Annotated in this window: 12 protein-coding genes; 4 read left to right on the forward strand and 8 right to left on the reverse strand. The window is 68.3% G+C overall.

Features of this window, described 5'->3' with window-relative positions; all coding sequences use genetic code 11:
• Positions 1-68 precede the first annotated feature (68 nt).
• The 3 genes from CFB47_RS34230 to CFB47_RS34240 all read right to left on the reverse strand — a co-directional run bounded on the left by CFB47_RS34230 (position 69) and on the right by CFB47_RS34240 (position 4,746).
• Positions 69-1,286 carry an MFS transporter gene (locus CFB47_RS34230; RefSeq protein WP_089463872.1) on the reverse strand — a complete coding sequence of 406 codons (1,218 nt, stop codon included), beginning with the start codon at positions 1,284-1,286 and terminating at the stop codon, positions 69-71.
• Positions 1,287-1,463: 177 nt separating this feature from the next.
• On the reverse strand, positions 1,464-2,381 hold the full coding sequence (locus tag CFB47_RS34235) for a LysR family transcriptional regulator (protein WP_089444081.1): 918 nt from the start codon (positions 2,379-2,381) through the stop codon (positions 1,464-1,466).
• A 103-nt stretch (positions 2,382-2,484) separates the two neighbouring features.
• Positions 2,485-4,746 carry a molybdopterin cofactor-binding domain-containing protein gene (locus tag CFB47_RS34240; protein WP_089463873.1) on the reverse strand — a complete coding sequence of 754 codons (2,262 nt, stop codon included), beginning with the start codon at positions 4,744-4,746 and terminating at the stop codon, positions 2,485-2,487.
• An 89-nt stretch (positions 4,747-4,835) separates the two neighbouring features.
• On the opposite strand from CFB47_RS34240, the gene CFB47_RS34245 reads away from it, so the two are divergent.
• On the forward strand, positions 4,836-5,888 hold the full coding sequence (locus CFB47_RS34245) for an RNA-guided endonuclease TnpB family protein (RefSeq protein WP_089463874.1): 1,053 nt from the start codon (positions 4,836-4,838) through the stop codon (positions 5,886-5,888).
• Positions 5,889-5,901: 13 nt separating this feature from the next.
• Here the strand turns inward: CFB47_RS34245 and CFB47_RS34250 are convergent, their stop codons facing one another.
• From CFB47_RS34250 to CFB47_RS34260, 3 genes are all read right to left on the reverse strand, one after another.
• Positions 5,902-6,405, reverse strand: a complete 504-nt coding sequence (locus tag CFB47_RS34250) for a (2Fe-2S)-binding protein (RefSeq protein WP_089463875.1) — start codon at positions 6,403-6,405, stop codon at positions 5,902-5,904.
• A complete protein-coding gene (locus tag CFB47_RS34255) occupies positions 6,402-7,688 on the reverse strand; it encodes a cytochrome c (RefSeq protein ID WP_089463876.1) in 1,287 nt (428 codons plus the stop codon). Before CFB47_RS34255 ends, CFB47_RS34250 begins: the two co-directional genes overlap by 4 nt.
• A gap of 337 nt (positions 7,689-8,025) precedes the next feature.
• A complete protein-coding gene (locus CFB47_RS34260; RefSeq protein WP_089463877.1) occupies positions 8,026-8,298 on the reverse strand; it encodes a UBP-type zinc finger domain-containing protein in 273 nt (90 codons plus the stop codon).
• A 221-nt stretch (positions 8,299-8,519) separates the two neighbouring features.
• Here CFB47_RS34260 and CFB47_RS34265 point away from each other — a divergent pair, with 221 nt between their 5' ends.
• Positions 8,520-9,791 (forward strand): NAD(P)/FAD-dependent oxidoreductase, encoded by a 1,272-nt coding sequence (locus tag CFB47_RS34265; protein ID WP_089463878.1) that lies wholly within the window; start codon positions 8,520-8,522, stop codon positions 9,789-9,791.
• A gap of 25 nt (positions 9,792-9,816) precedes the next feature.
• On the opposite strand, the gene CFB47_RS34270 is transcribed toward CFB47_RS34265, so the two are convergent.
• Positions 9,817-11,265: an efflux transporter outer membrane subunit gene (locus CFB47_RS34270; protein ID WP_089463879.1), complete on the reverse strand. Its 1,449-nt coding sequence runs from the start codon at positions 11,263-11,265 to the stop codon at positions 9,817-9,819.
• Positions 11,262-12,320, reverse strand: a complete 1,059-nt coding sequence (locus CFB47_RS34275; RefSeq protein ID WP_089463880.1) for an HlyD family secretion protein — start codon at positions 12,318-12,320, stop codon at positions 11,262-11,264. Before CFB47_RS34275 ends, CFB47_RS34270 begins: the two co-directional genes overlap by 4 nt.
• 92 nt (positions 12,321-12,412) lie before the next feature.
• Here CFB47_RS34275 and CFB47_RS34280 point away from each other — a divergent pair, with 92 nt between their 5' ends.
• Together CFB47_RS34280 and CFB47_RS34285 are read left to right on the forward strand one after the other, a co-directional pair.
• Positions 12,413-13,465 carry an RNA-guided endonuclease TnpB family protein gene (locus CFB47_RS34280; protein ID WP_089463881.1) on the forward strand — a complete coding sequence of 351 codons (1,053 nt, stop codon included), beginning with the start codon at positions 12,413-12,415 and terminating at the stop codon, positions 13,463-13,465.
• 84 nt (positions 13,466-13,549) lie between these two features.
• On the forward strand, positions 13,550-15,118 hold the full coding sequence (locus CFB47_RS34285; protein ID WP_089464294.1) for an MFS transporter: 1,569 nt from the start codon (positions 13,550-13,552) through the stop codon (positions 15,116-15,118).
• Positions 15,119-15,146: the final 28 nt, after the last annotated feature.

Below are 15,146 nucleotides of genomic sequence, written 5' to 3' on the forward strand. Positions count from 1 at the left end.
GTGGAGCGGGACGGCGACGCGCCCCGCGAACGAATCGGTTTGAAGTTTGAAGGGGGCGGCGGCGGGGTTCAGCCGAGCGCGTGACGTTGCGCGTGCGGCCGCCCGACGAGCAGGTAGTGCGCGAGCGCGACGATCGGGAACGCACCGGCCACCGCCGCGACGAGCGACCAGCCGCCATGCTCGTACAGCGGGCTCGCAAGCGCCGAGCCGACGGCGCCGCCGACGAAGATGCTCGTCATGTACAGCGCGTTCAGCCGGTTGCGGCTTGCCGCGTGCAGCGCGTAGATCTCGCGCTGGCCGAGCACCATGTTCATCTGCACCGCGAAGTCGAGCACGATGCCGGTCACGACGAGCCCGTACAGGCCGGTGCCGTGCACGAACCCGATCGCGTACGACAGCGTGCCGGCGACCAGCGCGATCAGCGTCGCGCGCACCGTATGGCCGGCGTCCGCTAGGCGCCCGGCCACCGGCGCCGACGTCGCGCCGATCGCCCCGACCAGCGCGAACAGGCCGATGGCCGACTGCGACAGTCCGTAGTGACGCGTCAGCTCGACCGGTACGGCGGTCCAGAACAGGCTGAACGACGCGAACATCAGGCCCTGGTAGAACGCGCGATGACGCAGGACGGGCATCGTGCGAACCAACTGCAGCAGCGAGCCGATCAGCTCGAAGTAGGTCGCGCGATGGTCGGGTTGGCGCGGCGGAATCGTCAGTGCGAGCACGGCCGTGACGAGCGTCATCAGCACGGCGGCCGCCGCGAACACGACACGCCAGCCGAACGCGTCGGCCACGACGCTCGACAGCGGGCGGGCCAGCAGGATGCCGAGCAGCAGCCCGCTCATGATCGTGCCGACCACGCGGCCGCGCGCATGATCCGGCGCGAGATGCGCGGCGAGCGGCACGAGGAGCTGCACGGCCACCGAGCTGAAGCCGATCAGCAGCGAAATCGCGAGAAAGAGCCCGGGGGTGCGCACGAGCGCCGCCGCGGCGAGGCTTGCAATCGACACGACGGCCGTCACGATCATCAGCTTGCGGTTCTCGAGCAGGTCGCCGAGCGGCACGATGAAGAACAGGCCGAGTGCATAGCCGATCTGCGTCAACGACACGATCAGGCTCGCCGTGCCGCCGGACATGTGCAGGCCCGGCGCGATGAGTTCCGTGATCGGCTGCGCGTAGTACAGGTTCGCGACGATCGCGCCGCAGCTGAATGCGAACAGCAGGATCAACCCCTGCGTGAGTTGGGTGCCGTGCGCAGGCTGCGCGTGCGGCGTTGAATCTGCGGACATGGTGGGCTCCTTGAGAAGAGAGAGGTGGGTCCCCGTGTCGCCGCGCCTGCATGGAGTTCGCCGGGGGCGCGATACGGTGCACCGCGTTGCCGCCCATACTATTGACCGGTCGATAAAACCGGAACCGGGCCGCCGCGCAATCGAGCATTGCGCGGCACGCAAAGGCGCCGCTCCCGATCAGCCGCGCTTGCCCTGCAGCGTCGGAATCTGCTCGAACAGGCCCGCGAGCCAGTCGACGAACACCTTGAGCTTGACGGGCACGTGGCGATTGGGCGGATACAGCACCGAGATCGGCCGGGCCGGCGCGTTGAAATCCGTCAGCACCTCGCGCAGCCGGCCTGATTTCAGATACGGCTCGACGAGGTACAGCGACGTCTTGATCAGGCCGATGCCCGCGATGCCGCACTCGATGTAGTTGTCCGCATCGTTGACGGCGACCGTGCCGCACATCTGCACGACGCGCGGCTCGCCGTCGACGACGTAGTCCCACACGCGGGGGCGCCCGGTATCGGCCGAGATGTGGCTGACCGCCACGTGCTGCGCGAGATCGTCGACCGTCTCCGGCTCGCCGCACCGTGCCAGGTACGCGGGCGATGCGCACGTGCAGGTGGTCAGGCTGCCGATGCGCCGCGCGATCATCCCCGAGTCGTCGAGCGCGCCGATGCGCACCACGCAGTCGACGCCTTCGCCGACGAGATCGATCTGCCGGTCGGTCACGCCGAGCTCGATCATGATGCCGGGATGGGCGTCGAGGAATGCGGGCAGCGCGGGCACCACGACCTGCTTGGCCATCGCCGGCGGCAGGTTCACCTTCAACCGGCCGCGCGGCACGTTGCGCGCCTGCGAGACCGACGCTTCCATGTCGTCGATTTCGCGCAGCACCGCGACGGAACGTTCGTAGTAAGCCTGGCCGTCCTCGGTCAGCGAGATGCGGCGCGTCGTGCGGTTCAGCAGCCGGCAGCCGAGGTGCTGTTCGAGCGCGCTGAGCAGCGCGGACACGCGCGGCGTCGTGAGGCCGGTCGTGTCGGATGCGCGCGTGAAGCTGCCGGTTTCGACGATGCGCGTGAACACGCGCATCGAAAGCAAGGTATCCATCGTCGGAAAGGCTCCGGTCCTGTTGGGTTGCGGCGCCGGTGCATGCCGGCGCCGTCCGTCTTGTCGGGTGTGTCGGTCGCGCGTAGCGGGCGCGACCGAATGACTATGCGTCGATGCGTTGTCTCAGCGCGTCGCCGGCGAACGGCATTTCGCGCATGCGCTGGCCGGTCGCGTCGAAGATCGCGTTGGCCAGCGCGCCGGCGGTCGGCCCCATCGACGCCTCGGCCGCACCGAGGAACGGCGCGCCCGGGCGATTGATCAAATGGACCTTCACGCTCCGCGGGGCGGCCGAGAAGCGCAGGATCGGGTAGCTGCTCCAGTCGAAGCTGCGAATCCGTTCGGTGTCGTACTTCAGCGCCTCGTACAGCGTCCAGCTCGCGGCCTGCACGATGCCGCCCTCGATCTGGTTGCGGATCCCGTCCGGCGACACGACCTGCCCCGCGTCGACGGCGGCTTCCGCGTGCTCGAGCGTCACCTGGCCGGTTTCCGGCACGACCGACACCTCGACCGCGATCGCGACGTACGCCATCAGGTTCTTGTACTTGCCGAACGCGAAGCCGACGCCGCGGTTGCGCGCACGCGGCGGCCGCGGCCAGCCGAAGTGCTGCGCGGCGAGTTGGATCACCTGAAGCGCGCGATGGTCTTCCATGTGACGCAGCCGGAATTCGACCGGATCGATGCCGGCCGCGTGCGCGAGTTCGTCCATGAAGCTTTCGATCGCCCACACGTTGGTGTGTGCGCCGAGCGAGCGCATCGCGGACGTCTGCAGCGGCATCGTCGGCGAGAAATTGTTCACGATGTGCTGGTTCGGCAGCGCGTACAGCGGAATCGCGTTGCGATCGGCGCCGCCTTCCGGTTGCAGCATCGGCGTCGACGGCGCGGGCACGAACGGCGGCTCCAGCATCCGCGCCGGCAGCAGCCGGCCGGCGTTGACGATCCGCTCGTTGTGCGAACTGCTCCACAGCGCGTAGTTCCAGTCGACGATGCGGCCGCTCGCGTCGAGCGAAGCGCTGACCTCGGTCACCATCGCCGGCGTGAAGTGGTCCCACGTATGTTCCTGCTCGCGCATCCACTGCACGCGAATCGGCTTGCCGGGCATCGCGGCGGCGATCAGCGCCGCGTGCGCGGCGGCGTCGTCCGCCGCGTTGTGTCCGTAGCAGCCGGACCCTTCGGTGTGAATGCAGCGCACGCTCGCCTTCGGCATCGACAGCATCTCGGCCAGCGCGTCACGAAGCGGGTAGACGCCTTGCGAATGGGTCCACACCGTCATCGTCCCGTTCTCGAGGTGCGCGACCGCACACGATGGCCCGATCGAGCCGTGCAGCAGGTAGTTCTTCAGGAACGTCGCGTTCAGCGTTTTCACGGCCGGCGCGGTGGCCGTGTGCGTGTTCGCGATCTCGATGCGCTGCGTCGAGATCCGCTTCAGGTCGGCGTGCACGGTGGCGCGATCGGGCAGCGTGCGGCCGGGCGACCAGCGGCACGCGGCGGCCAGCGCGCGCTGGGCGACCACCGCCTGCCATTCGCCGTGCGCGACCACCGCGAGCATGCTGCCGTTGCGCACGATCCGCACGACGCCCGGCAGCTTCAGGATCGCCGCTTCATCGAACGACAGCAGCTTCGCGTCGTACACCGGCGGCATCGCGACGCGTGCGTGCAGCATGCCGGGCAACTGCATGTCCTGCACGTAGCTGACGCCGCCCGTTACCTTGTTCGGGATGTCGACGCGCGGCAGCGACGTGCCGATCACCGTGAACGTCGCCGGGCTCTTCAGCGGCGACGCGGGCGCGGCGTTGCGATGCAGGTCGACGGTGCGGATCGCGTCGCCGTAGGTCATCGTGCGGCCGTCGGGCGCCTTGATCACTGCGTCGGCGGTCGTCAGCGTGCGCGCGTCGACGCCGAAGCGCTTTGCCGCACCTTCCACCAGCAGCGCACGCACTTGCGCGGCCGCGTTCAGCAGCGCGGAGCCGCTGTCGGCCATCGTGTGGCTGCCGGCGGTCAACCCCTCGTCGGGCGATGCGCCGGTGTCGGCTGTCAGGAACGTGATCAGCGACGGCTTCATGTCGAGTTCCTCGGCGGCCACCTGCAGCAGTGCGGTGCGCACGCCGGTGCCGAGCTCGACCTTGCCGGTAAATACGGTGACCTTGCCGTCCGGCGCGATCTTGATCCACGCGTCGAGCAGCGGATTGGTCTTCAGGCTGCCCGCGAGCGTCTGGGTGGTTTTTGCCACGTGCACGGCGGCCCCTTCGTCCGCGATCACGAGCTGTGCGGCCGCGCGCGCGGCCGGCGCGAGCGTGAACGCGACGAACAGCGCGCCGGAGACGATGAAGTGCCGGCGGCCTTCGTCGATGTCGTCGTGGGAATTCATCAGTTGCTCCGAGAAACCCCGTCCTTCAAGACGGGGAGGAAAGGCGTGCTGTTGACAGGCAGCTTTTTCCACCGGTTAGGATCACCGGCATGATCCTTGTCTACCGCTACCGGGTGAAGTCGCTCAATGGACTGCTCAACAAGCAGAGCCGTGCGGTGAACTACGTCTGGAACTTCTGCAATGACACACAGAAGCACGCGCTCAAGTGGCGCAAGAAGTGGCCAACAGGTTTTGACCTGAACGTGCTGACGACCGGCAGCAGCAAGCAACTCGGCATTCACTCCGGCACGGTCAACGCTACGTGCGAGCAATACGCGAAGTCGCGCAGCCAGCACCGTCGGCACTACCTGCGCTATCGCGGCAGGAAATCGCTGGGCTGGGTGCCACTGAAGGGCCGTGATCTGAAGCGCGAGGGTGACGCGTTCCGTTTCGCCGGTAACACGTTTCGCGTATTCAACAGCCGATCGCTTCCCGAAGGCAAGATCAAGGACGGAACCAACTTCGCGCAGGATGCGCGTGGCAACTGGTTTCTCAACATCGTGATCGAGATGCCCGATGCTCAGGCCCGCCCGGTCCGTTCCGGAGTCGGCATCGATCTCGGCCTGAAAGACTTCGCCACACTTTCGACCGGGGAGAAATTGCCCAATGACCGATTCGGTCGGCGCGCGGTGGAAAAGCTGGCGAAAGCACAGCGAGCGCGAAAGCATAAGCGGCACATCGCGAAGCTGCACGCCAAGGTCGCGAATGCGCGTGCTGATTTCCAGCACAAGCTGGCGCTCGATCTGGTGCGGCGTTTCGATTACATCGCGGTCGGCAACGTGTCGGCCGCAAAACTCGCCAGAACCAGGATGGCGAAGAGCGTCTATGACGCGTCCTGGTCGTCCTTCCGAAACAAGCTCCGCTACAAAGCGATCGCGCACGGAGTCACGTTCGAGGAAGTCGACGAAAGCGGTTCGACCCAGTCCTGTTCGGCGTGCGGGTCGAAAGACAGCACGGCGCGGCCGAAAGGTATCGCGGGACTGAGAATAAGAGAGTGGGCCTGCAGTGACTGTGGTGTCGAGCATGATCGAGATACCAACGCTGCGTTGAACATTCTCCGATGCGGACGTGCATCGCCAGGTGTGGGAATCCTCTCCCTTTAGGGAGCGGAGGACGTCAATACAGCCCCTTGCTGATCGTGACGGGAGCGGAAGCCGGTTCGGGGGGCGGCAGCCCGGCGACCGAGCGCACGGCCGCGAGAATCCGCATGTGCGTGCCGCAGCGGCACAGGTTCGGCTCCATGTGCGTACGCAGTTCCTGTTCGGTCGGCTTCGGGTTGCGCTCGAGCAGTGCCTGCGCGCGCATGATCATCCCCGCGATGCAGTAGCCGCACTGCGCGGCCTGATGCTCGACGAACGCGCGCTGCAGCGGGCCCGGATGCTCGGCGGTGCCGAGGCTCTCGATGGTGCGCACGCTGCGCGTGCCGACCGCGGCCACCGGCATCAGGCACGAGAACGTCGGCTTGCCGTCGACGATCACCGTGCAGGCGCCGCATTGCCCGAGGCCGCAGCCGAATTTCGCGCCGTGCAGGTGCAGGTCGTTGCGCAGCGCGTACAGCAGCGGCGTGGACGGATCGATGTCCAGCGTGTGCCGCACGCCGTTGACGGTGAGGGTAATCATCGGGCGGTGTCCTCTTTTCTGAGCGTCGCGGCCATCGCGTCGACGCCGGACCATGCGGGGCGATCGGTGTAGGTCGCGCGCACGTACGCGGCAAGATCGGCGATCTGCGCGTCGTCGTACTGGTCGATGAACGACGGCATGTAGTTCAAAGTGTCCTCGCCGTGCCAGCCGATGCCGTTGAACATCATCTGGATCGCATTGCGCGGCGTATCAGCGTTCACGGCCGTGCTGAACGCGAGCGTCGGCCGCTCGCCGATCGACTGCATCGGCGCGGCCGGCCCGTGGCACTGCGCGCACGATGCCTGGAACAGCACCGCGCCGCGCTGCGCGGCGGGCGTCGTCGCGGCACGTTCGGCCGGTGCGGCGGCCGTGGCCGCATGCCCGTTCGCGGGCTTCTGGATCGACAGGATGTACGCGGCGATCGCTTCGACGTCTTCCGCCGGCACCGTCGCGAGATCGCGCGTGACCGGCAGCATCGGCCCGGCCGCCGCGCCGTGCTCGCTCGCGCGGCCGGTGCGCAGGTACGTGACGAGCTGCGCCTGCGTCCACGGCCGTGCGGCCTGGCCGAGCGCATTGAGCGGCGGCGCCTCCCAGCCGTCGACGATGCCGCCGTCGAACGCACGGCCGCGCTGCTCGCCGCCGATCGCGTTCAGCGGCGAATGACACGATGCGCAATGACCGAGCCCGTCGACGAGCATCCTGCCGCGGTTCCATTGCGCGGACTGCGCGGGGTCGGGTCGATACGCGCCTTCGCGCAGGAACAGCACGTTCCAGAACGCGACCAGCGGCCGGAAGTTCAGCGGAAACACCAGGTCGTTGGCCGGTGTCGTCGCGCGAACCGGCGTGCGTGTCATCAGATACGCATACGCGGCGGCGATGTCGTCGTCCGACATCTTCGTGAAATGAATGTACGGAAACGCCGGATACAGCGGCTGGCCGTTGCGCCCGATGCCGGTGCGCAGCGCACGGGCGAATGCGTCGCGCGACCAGCGGCCGATGCCGGTCTCCGGATCCGGCGTGATGTTGGTCGCATAGATCGTGCCGAACGGCGTCGCGAGCGGCAGGCCGCCGGCGAACGGCCTGCCGTCCTTCGCGGTATGGCACACGACGCAGTCGCCCAGCGCGACGACGCGCGCGCCGGCGCGCACCAGTTGCGGATCGAACGAAGCGGGGGCGGGCGGATCGATCGGCGCGATCGACGGCCGCACCATGATGCCGATCGCGACGGCGCAGGCCGCGATCGCGATGCCGGCCGCGCCGAACCAGAGTCGTTTGTGCTTCATGCGCGCTCCAGGCGAAGCGGTGCGGCGCACGTGATGCGATACGCGGCAACACCGGACGATGCGTATCGGCCGTGCGTGGCCGTGCGGTGCGGCCGCGACCGTCTTGCGGCGCGGCGATGATTGGCGACGGGGATCAAGTTGTCACTCCAGCAGTCGATAAAGAGCGCAAGCGTCGTCCTGCGCGGCAGCTCATGAACGGCAGTCTACGCAGAGGCCGCGATCATGGCCTGAAGCGGCGCTGAAACGTTCTGAACGGTGTCCGGCCCCGGATAGACCGGGGTGCGGCGCGCGGGGCCGATGACGGGCGCGCCGTGTCACGGCGGCCCCGCGCGTCGCGTCAAGACGGGATCTCGCCGGCGACGACTTCGTCCGCGTAGCACCAGATCCAGCGCTCGCCGCGCTCGATCGAGCGGACGAGCCGATGGCCGGTGTCACGGAAATGCCGGCTCGCGTGGCGATTCGGCGACGAGTCGCAGCAACCGACGTGCCCGCAGATCAGGCACATCCGCAAATGCACCCAGCCGCTGCCCGATCGGATGCATTCCTCGCAGTAGTCCTTGTCGGTGTCGAACACGCGTGCTTCGTCGAGATGCGTACAGGCGTTGGCCATCTTGCGCTCCGATGCCGGCGCGGGAGCGACGCTCGCGGCACGGCCGGCACGAGGCCGCAAGCGGGAGGGATACGCGGCATTGTGCAGCGTCGCGTCGTGGCCGGACCTTAATTGTCATGAAGCGGCCCGTACGGCGCGCGGCGGCGGCGTACAGTCGCGAATGGGTCCGGCAGCGGCACCGGCCGAACCGCATCCGACATCGACATCATCGGGAGGCGCTCATGGATCAACCGCAACACGTGCGGATCGTCGGTCTGCCGCGCAGCAGGGACGCGTACGCGATCCGCGATTTCCTGCAGCGGCGCATGATTGCGTACGACTGGTGCGAGCTGACCTCCGACGCCGACTGCGCGCAGGTGCTCGGCATCGCGCCGCTGCGCGACATCCGGCTGCCGGTCGTGATCTTTCCGGACGGCTCGCGCCTGTACCAGCCGACCCTGGCCGAGATCGCCGCGCGGCTCGGCTGGGTCGCGCGCCCGCGCTTCGTCGAATACGACGTGTCGATCTACGGTGCGGGGCCGGCCGGGCTGTCGGCGGCGGTCTACGCGGCGTCCGAAGGGCTGCGCGCGGTCGTGATCGAGCGCGGCGCGATAGGCGGGCAGGCCGGCACGAGTTCGCTGATCGAGAACTACATGGGCTTCCCCGACGGCATCCCCGGCGCGGCGCTCGCGGAACGCGCGCGCGAGCAGGCGGTGAAGTTCGGCGTCGAGCTGCTGACGATGCGCGAGGGCGTGCATGCGACGTTCGTCGACGGCAAGATCCGCGTCGAGCTCGCCAACGGGTCGATCCTGGTCGCGCGCGCGAACATCTGCGCGACCGGCATCGAATATCGCAGCCTCGGGCTGCCGGAGGAGCCGGCGTTTCTGAATGCGGGGCTGTTTTACGGCGCCGGGTCGAGCGAAGCGCCGATGTGCGCGGGCGAGCAGGTATTCATCGTCGGCGGCGGCAATTCGGCCGGCCAGGCCGCGATGAATTTCTCGCGGCATGCGCGCCAGGTGACGATGCTCGTGCGCGGTGCGTCGCTCGCGGACACGCTGTCGCGCTACCTGATCGACCGGATCGAGCGCACGCCGAACATCGAGGTCCGCTACCGGTCGAGTGTCGCCGCGCTGCACGGCGACGGCTGGCTCGACGCGATCGAGCTTCGCTCGGCGGACGGCACGCGCGAACGGCTGCCGGCCACGCGCCTGTTCGTGTGCATCGGCGGCGCGCCAAATACCGACTGGGCGAAGGACACCGACATCATCCGCAATCCGGACGGTTATCTCGTCACCGGCGGCGACCTGTACGACTGTCCGGCGTTCGAACGCGTGTGGCCGCTCGAGCGACGGCCGTACCACCTGGAAACCAGCGTGCCGGGATCGTTCGCGGCCGGTGACGTGCGATCGGGATCGGTCAAGCGCGTCGCGTCGGCGGTCGGCGAAGGCGCGATGGCGGTGACCTTCGTGCACCGGTTTCTCGGAGAGGATGCGCATCGGCTCGCGAGCGCGTGACGCAGGTGCGGGCCGCTCGATGGATTCATCGCGCGTCCGCCTGCGGCGCGTCGCGCCATCCGTCCCGGGCGGCGCGCGCCGGCGGCGTCCACCCGCCGCCCAACGCGCGCACGAGGCTCACCGTCGCGACGGCCAGCGCCTGCCGGCTGTGAATCAGCTGGCGTCGCGCATTCAGCGCATCGCGATCGGCGTCGATGACTTCCAGATAGCTGACGTACCCGTGCGCGTAACGGCTCAACGACAGTCGCGCGGCGGCGTCCGTCGCGCGTACCGCGTCGTCGTAGCGCACGATCCGCTCCTTTTGCGCGGCGATGTCGTTGAGCGCGTCCTGCACGTCGCGCAACGCGCCGATGGCGGTGGCGCGATAGTTCGCGTCGGCTGCGTCCATGCCGGCCCGCGCGGCCGCCACCATCGCCTCGCGCTTGCCGCCGTCGAACAGCGTCAGCGCGACGTTCGCGCCGAGACTCCATAGTGAACTGTTGCGGTCGAGGAACGTGCGTAGATCGCGGGTCGCGAAACCGCCGTCGGCGGTCAGCGTCAGCGTCGGCAGCCATGCGGTGCGCGCGATGCCCAGTTCGAGCGACGCCGCATCGGCGCGCCGTGCCGCCGCGAATACGTCCGGGCGTTGGGCGAGCAGCGCGGACGGCAGCCCGGCCGGCACGTCCGGCACTTGCACGGGCACGGGGCTCGCGACGACGTCGAATGCGGTCGGCGACACGCCGGTCAGCACCGCGATGGCATCGACGAGGTTCTCGTGCAGCCGGCGGCTCTCCGCGAGATCGGCATGCGCGGTATCGAGATCGGCCGACGCGCGCAGCCCGTCGAGATCGCTCGCCGCGCCGGCCCGCACGCGGGCGGCGATCACGTCGAGCGCGGTGCGCCGCAGCCCGATCGCGCGCGTGAGCGTCTCGAGATCGTCGTCGACGTAGCGCAGCGTCAGATAGTCGACGGCCACGTCGGTCGCCACCCGCAGACGCACCGCATCGCGGTCGGCCGCCGCCTGCAGCACGTTCTGTTCGCCGATGTCCGCATCGCCGCGCAAGCGGCCCCACAGGTCGACCTCGTAGCGCGCGGCGACGGGAACCGACCAGTTGTGCATCGTGCGCTTCGGCAGCGCGTTGTCGACCGTGCCGGAGACGCGCGTGCGGCTGAACGACGGATCGACGCGCACGGTCGGCGCCAGTGCGGCATCGCGCACGCCGAACAGCGCCTGCGCCTGGTCGACGCGTGCGGCCGCCGCGCGGATATCGAGGTTGTGCGCGAGCGCGGCGTCGACGAGGGTGCCGAGTTGCGGATCGCCGAACCACGCGGGCCACGCGGCGAGCGACGGCGTGCGCGTAGCGGTCGACGGATCGGTCGACAGATCGGCATGGCGGAACCCGTCGTGTCCGACCGGCACGGGCGCGAGCGGCTGCGGCGCGATCGAGCACGCGGCGAGCAGGCTGGCGGCGAGTACGGCGGCGGCGCGCTTCATCGCGATTCGCTGCCGCCCTGCAGCGTGACGACGACCGACAACCCAGGCCGGATGCGCGGCTCCGTCGCAGCCGGGCCGTCGAGCAGTATCTTCACCGGCACGCGCTGCGTGACCTTCGTGAAGTTGCCGGTCGCGTTGTCGGGCGGCAGCAGCGCGAACTGCGCGCCGGTCGCGGGCGACAGGCTGTCGATACGGCCGGTGAACGTGCGCTGCGGCAGCGCATCGAAGCGCAGTTGCACGGCGTCGCCGGCGCGCACGTGCCGCAGCTGCGTCTCGCGGAAATTGGCCACGATCCACGGGTGCGGCTCGACTAGCGTGAGCAGCGCCTGGCCGGGCGCGACGTGCTCGCCGGTCTCGACGGTCTTCTTGCCGACGTAGCCGTCCGTCGGCGCGACGACCGCCGTGTAGCCGAGCTGCAGCAGCGCGTCGCGCAACTCGGCATCGTTCTGGCTCGCCGCGGCATCGGCTGCCTCGGCGGCGGCGGCGGCGCTGCGCCGTTGCGCATCGGCCGCCGCGACGCGTGCGCGGGCCGACTTGCGGGCGGCATCGGCCGCATCGAACTCCTGCTTCGACAGGCCGCGCGGCGTCTCGCGGGTCAGTTCGCGTGCCCGCGCGTAATCGAGTTCGGCCTTGTCGGCATCGGCGTGCGCGGACACGAGCGCCGCGTCGGCCTGCTCGATCAGCGCGTGTGCGCGGCTCGCATCGGCATGCGCCTGGGCGACGCGTGCCCGCTGCGCGGCGACCCGCACGTCGAAATCACGCCGGTCGATCTGCACGAGCGCGTCGCCGGCATGCACGAACTGGTTGTCGTCGACGAGCACGCGCTCGACCGTGCCGGCCACGCGCGGCGAGATCACGTGCAGGTGGCCGGTCACGTATGCGTCGTCGGTGCCGCGATCGCGCGCGTCGAACTCGTACACGAGCAATGCGACGAGCAGCAGCGCGAGCGTCGCGATCGCCGCGATGGCGGGCCGGCGCGAGCGTGCGGGCGCGGCAGGCGGCGCCGGCGAAGCAGCCGGCGTAGTGGAAGAAAGATTCGGTGAGGGTGAGGTCATCAGAATCTGCTCCGAGAGCCCCCGCCATTGATGGCGGGAAGGAAAGGAATGCTGTTGACAGGCAGCTTCTTCGACGGGTTAGGATCACCGGCATGATCCTTGTCTACCGCTACCGCGTGAAGTCGCTCAACGGATTGCTGAACAAGCAGAGCCGTGCGGTGAACTACGTCTGGAACTTCTGCAATGACACGCAGAAGCACGCGCTCAAGTGGAGCAAGAAGTGGCCAACGGGATTCGATCTGAACATGTTGACGACGGGCAGCAGCAAGGAACTCGGCATCCACTCCGGCACGATCAACGCGACGTGCGAGCAATATGCGAAGTCGCGCAGTCGGTACCGTCGCCCGTACCTGCGTTATCGCGGCAGGAAGTCGCTGGGCTGGGTGCCGCTGAAGGGGCGTGACCTGAAGCGCGAGGGCGAAGCGTTTCGTTTCGCCGGCAACACCTTCCGCGTGTTCAACAGCCAACCGCTTCCCGAAGGCAAGATCAAGGACGGGACCAACTTTGCGCAGGATGCGCGCGGCAACTGGTTTCTCAACATCGTGATCGAGATGTCCGATGTGCAGGCCCGCCCGATCCGTTCCGGTGTCGGCATCGATCTCGGCCTGAAAGACTTCGCCACACTTTCGACCGGCGAGAAGCTGCCCAATGACCAGTTCGGTCGACGAGCAACGGAAAAGCTGGCGAAAGCGCAACGAGCGCGAAAGCACAAGCGACATATCGCGAAGCTGCACGCCAAGGTGGCGAATGCCCGTGCCGATTTCCAGCACAAGCTCGCACTCGATCTGGTGCGGCGGTTCGATTACATCGCGGTCGGCAACGTGTCGGCCGCGAAACTCGCCAGAACCAGGATGGCGAAGAGCGTCTACGACGCGTCCTGGTCGTCCTTCCGAGACAAGCTCCGCTACAAGGCGATCGCGCACGGAGCCACGTTCGAGGAAGTCGACGAAAGCGGTTCGACCCAGTCCTGCTCGGCGTGCGGATCGAAAGACAGCACGACGCGGCCGAAAGGTATCGCGGGACTGAGAATAAGAGAGTGGGCCTGCAGTGACTGTGGTGTCGAGCATGATCGTGATATCAATGCTGCGCTGAACATTCTCCGATGCGGACGTGCATCGCCAGGTGTGGGAATTTTCCGCCTTTAGGCGGAAGAGGACGTCAACGTACGGACGGGATTCGGCGCATCGCGTTATGCTTGCGCCAGCTTGACAGCGGGGAGCCGCTTGACGATGAACACCACGTTTGCGACCGGTCGTGCCGCGCCGGCGGCGGCCTCCGACATCCCGACGTTCCGCTCGATCGCCGCGATCGCGGCCGTATTGCTCGGCGCGATCATCGCGACGGTGACCTCGCGCATCACGTCGCTCGGGCTCGCCGACGTGCGCGGCGCGCTCGGCGTCGGCTTCGACGAAGGCGCGTGGATCAACACCGCGTTCACCGCGTCGCAGATGTTCGTCGGGCCGCTGGCGATCGCCGCGGCATTCATGTTCGGCACGCGCCGCGTGCTGGTCGCGGGCGCCGTCGTGTTTCTCGGCGCCGAAACCGTGCTGCCGCTCTGCACGCAGTTCGGCGCGTTCGTCGTGTTCCAGGCGATCGCGGGGCTCGCGTCCGGCGTGTTCGTCCCGCTGACGGTCGGCTTCGTCGTCCGGACGCTGCCGCCGCGGCTCATTGCGTTCGGCATCGCCGCGTATGCGATGAATCTCGAGATGTCGCTGAACCTGTCGGCCACGCTCGAGGGCTGGTACAGCGAACACCTGAGCTGGCGCTGGCTGTTCTGGCAGAACGCGGTGCTGACGGTGCCGTTCATCGCGTGCCTGCTGCTGTCGCTGGCGGACGAGCCGGTCAAGCGCTTCGCGTCCGGCCTCGATGCGCGCGGGATGCTGCTCGGCGCCGGCGGCTTCGCGTGCCTGTGCGTCGCGCTCGACCAGGGCGAACGGCTGTTCTGGCTGCAGTCGCCGCTGATCGTCGCGCTGCTCGCGCTCGGCATCCTGATGGTCGCCGCGTTCCTGATTCACGAGCTCGCGTCGCCGCGCGCCGGCCTCGATCTCGGCTATCTCGCGCGGCCGAACGTCGCGCTGCTGATCGTGCTCGTCGGCCTCGTGCGCTTCACCGTGCTCAATACGAGCTTCATCCCGTCGCTGTTCCTCGCCAGCACCTACGGGCTGCGGCCGTTGCAGATCGGCGATACGCTGCGCTGGATCGCGATCCCGCAGTTGCTGTTCGCGCCGTGCGTCGCGCTGCTGCTGCAGCGCGTCGATCCGCGCCGGCTGATCGTGGCCGGCTTCGTGACGGTGGCGATCGCGTTCGCGCTCGGCGCGCGCCTCACGTCCGCGTGGGCCGAACCCGACTTCATTCCGTCGCAACTGCTGCAGGCGCTCGGGCAGACGATGGCGCTGACGTCGGTGATCTTCTTCTTCGGCAAGCACGTGACGGCCGAACACGCGTTGACGTTCGGCGCGGTCGTGCAGACGACGCGTCTGCTGAGCGGGCAGCTCGGCACGACGTCGATCGCGGTGATTCAGCGGATCAGGGAGGGTACCCATTCGAATCTCGTCGGTCTGCATGTGTCGCTGTCGGATCCCGAGACGCTCGAGCGGCTGCGCGCCGGTGCAACCTCGCTGGTGACGCACGGCGCCACGGTCGCGACCGGCAACCAGGCCGCCTACGCGCTCGTCGATCGGGCGGTGCGCGTGCAGGCGACCACGCTCGCGCTGGCCGACAATTTCCGCGTGGCGATGGCGTTCGCGCTCGCCGGTGCGCTGATCGGCCTCCTGTTGAGGCCGGTGCGGGTGCAGTGAGCGCGCCGCGGCTGAATTTTTCTGAAAA

Origin of the sequence: Burkholderia sp. AU27893 (genome assembly GCF_002223205.1) — a bacterium.
GTDB lineage: Bacteria > Pseudomonadota > Gammaproteobacteria > Burkholderiales > Burkholderiaceae > Burkholderia.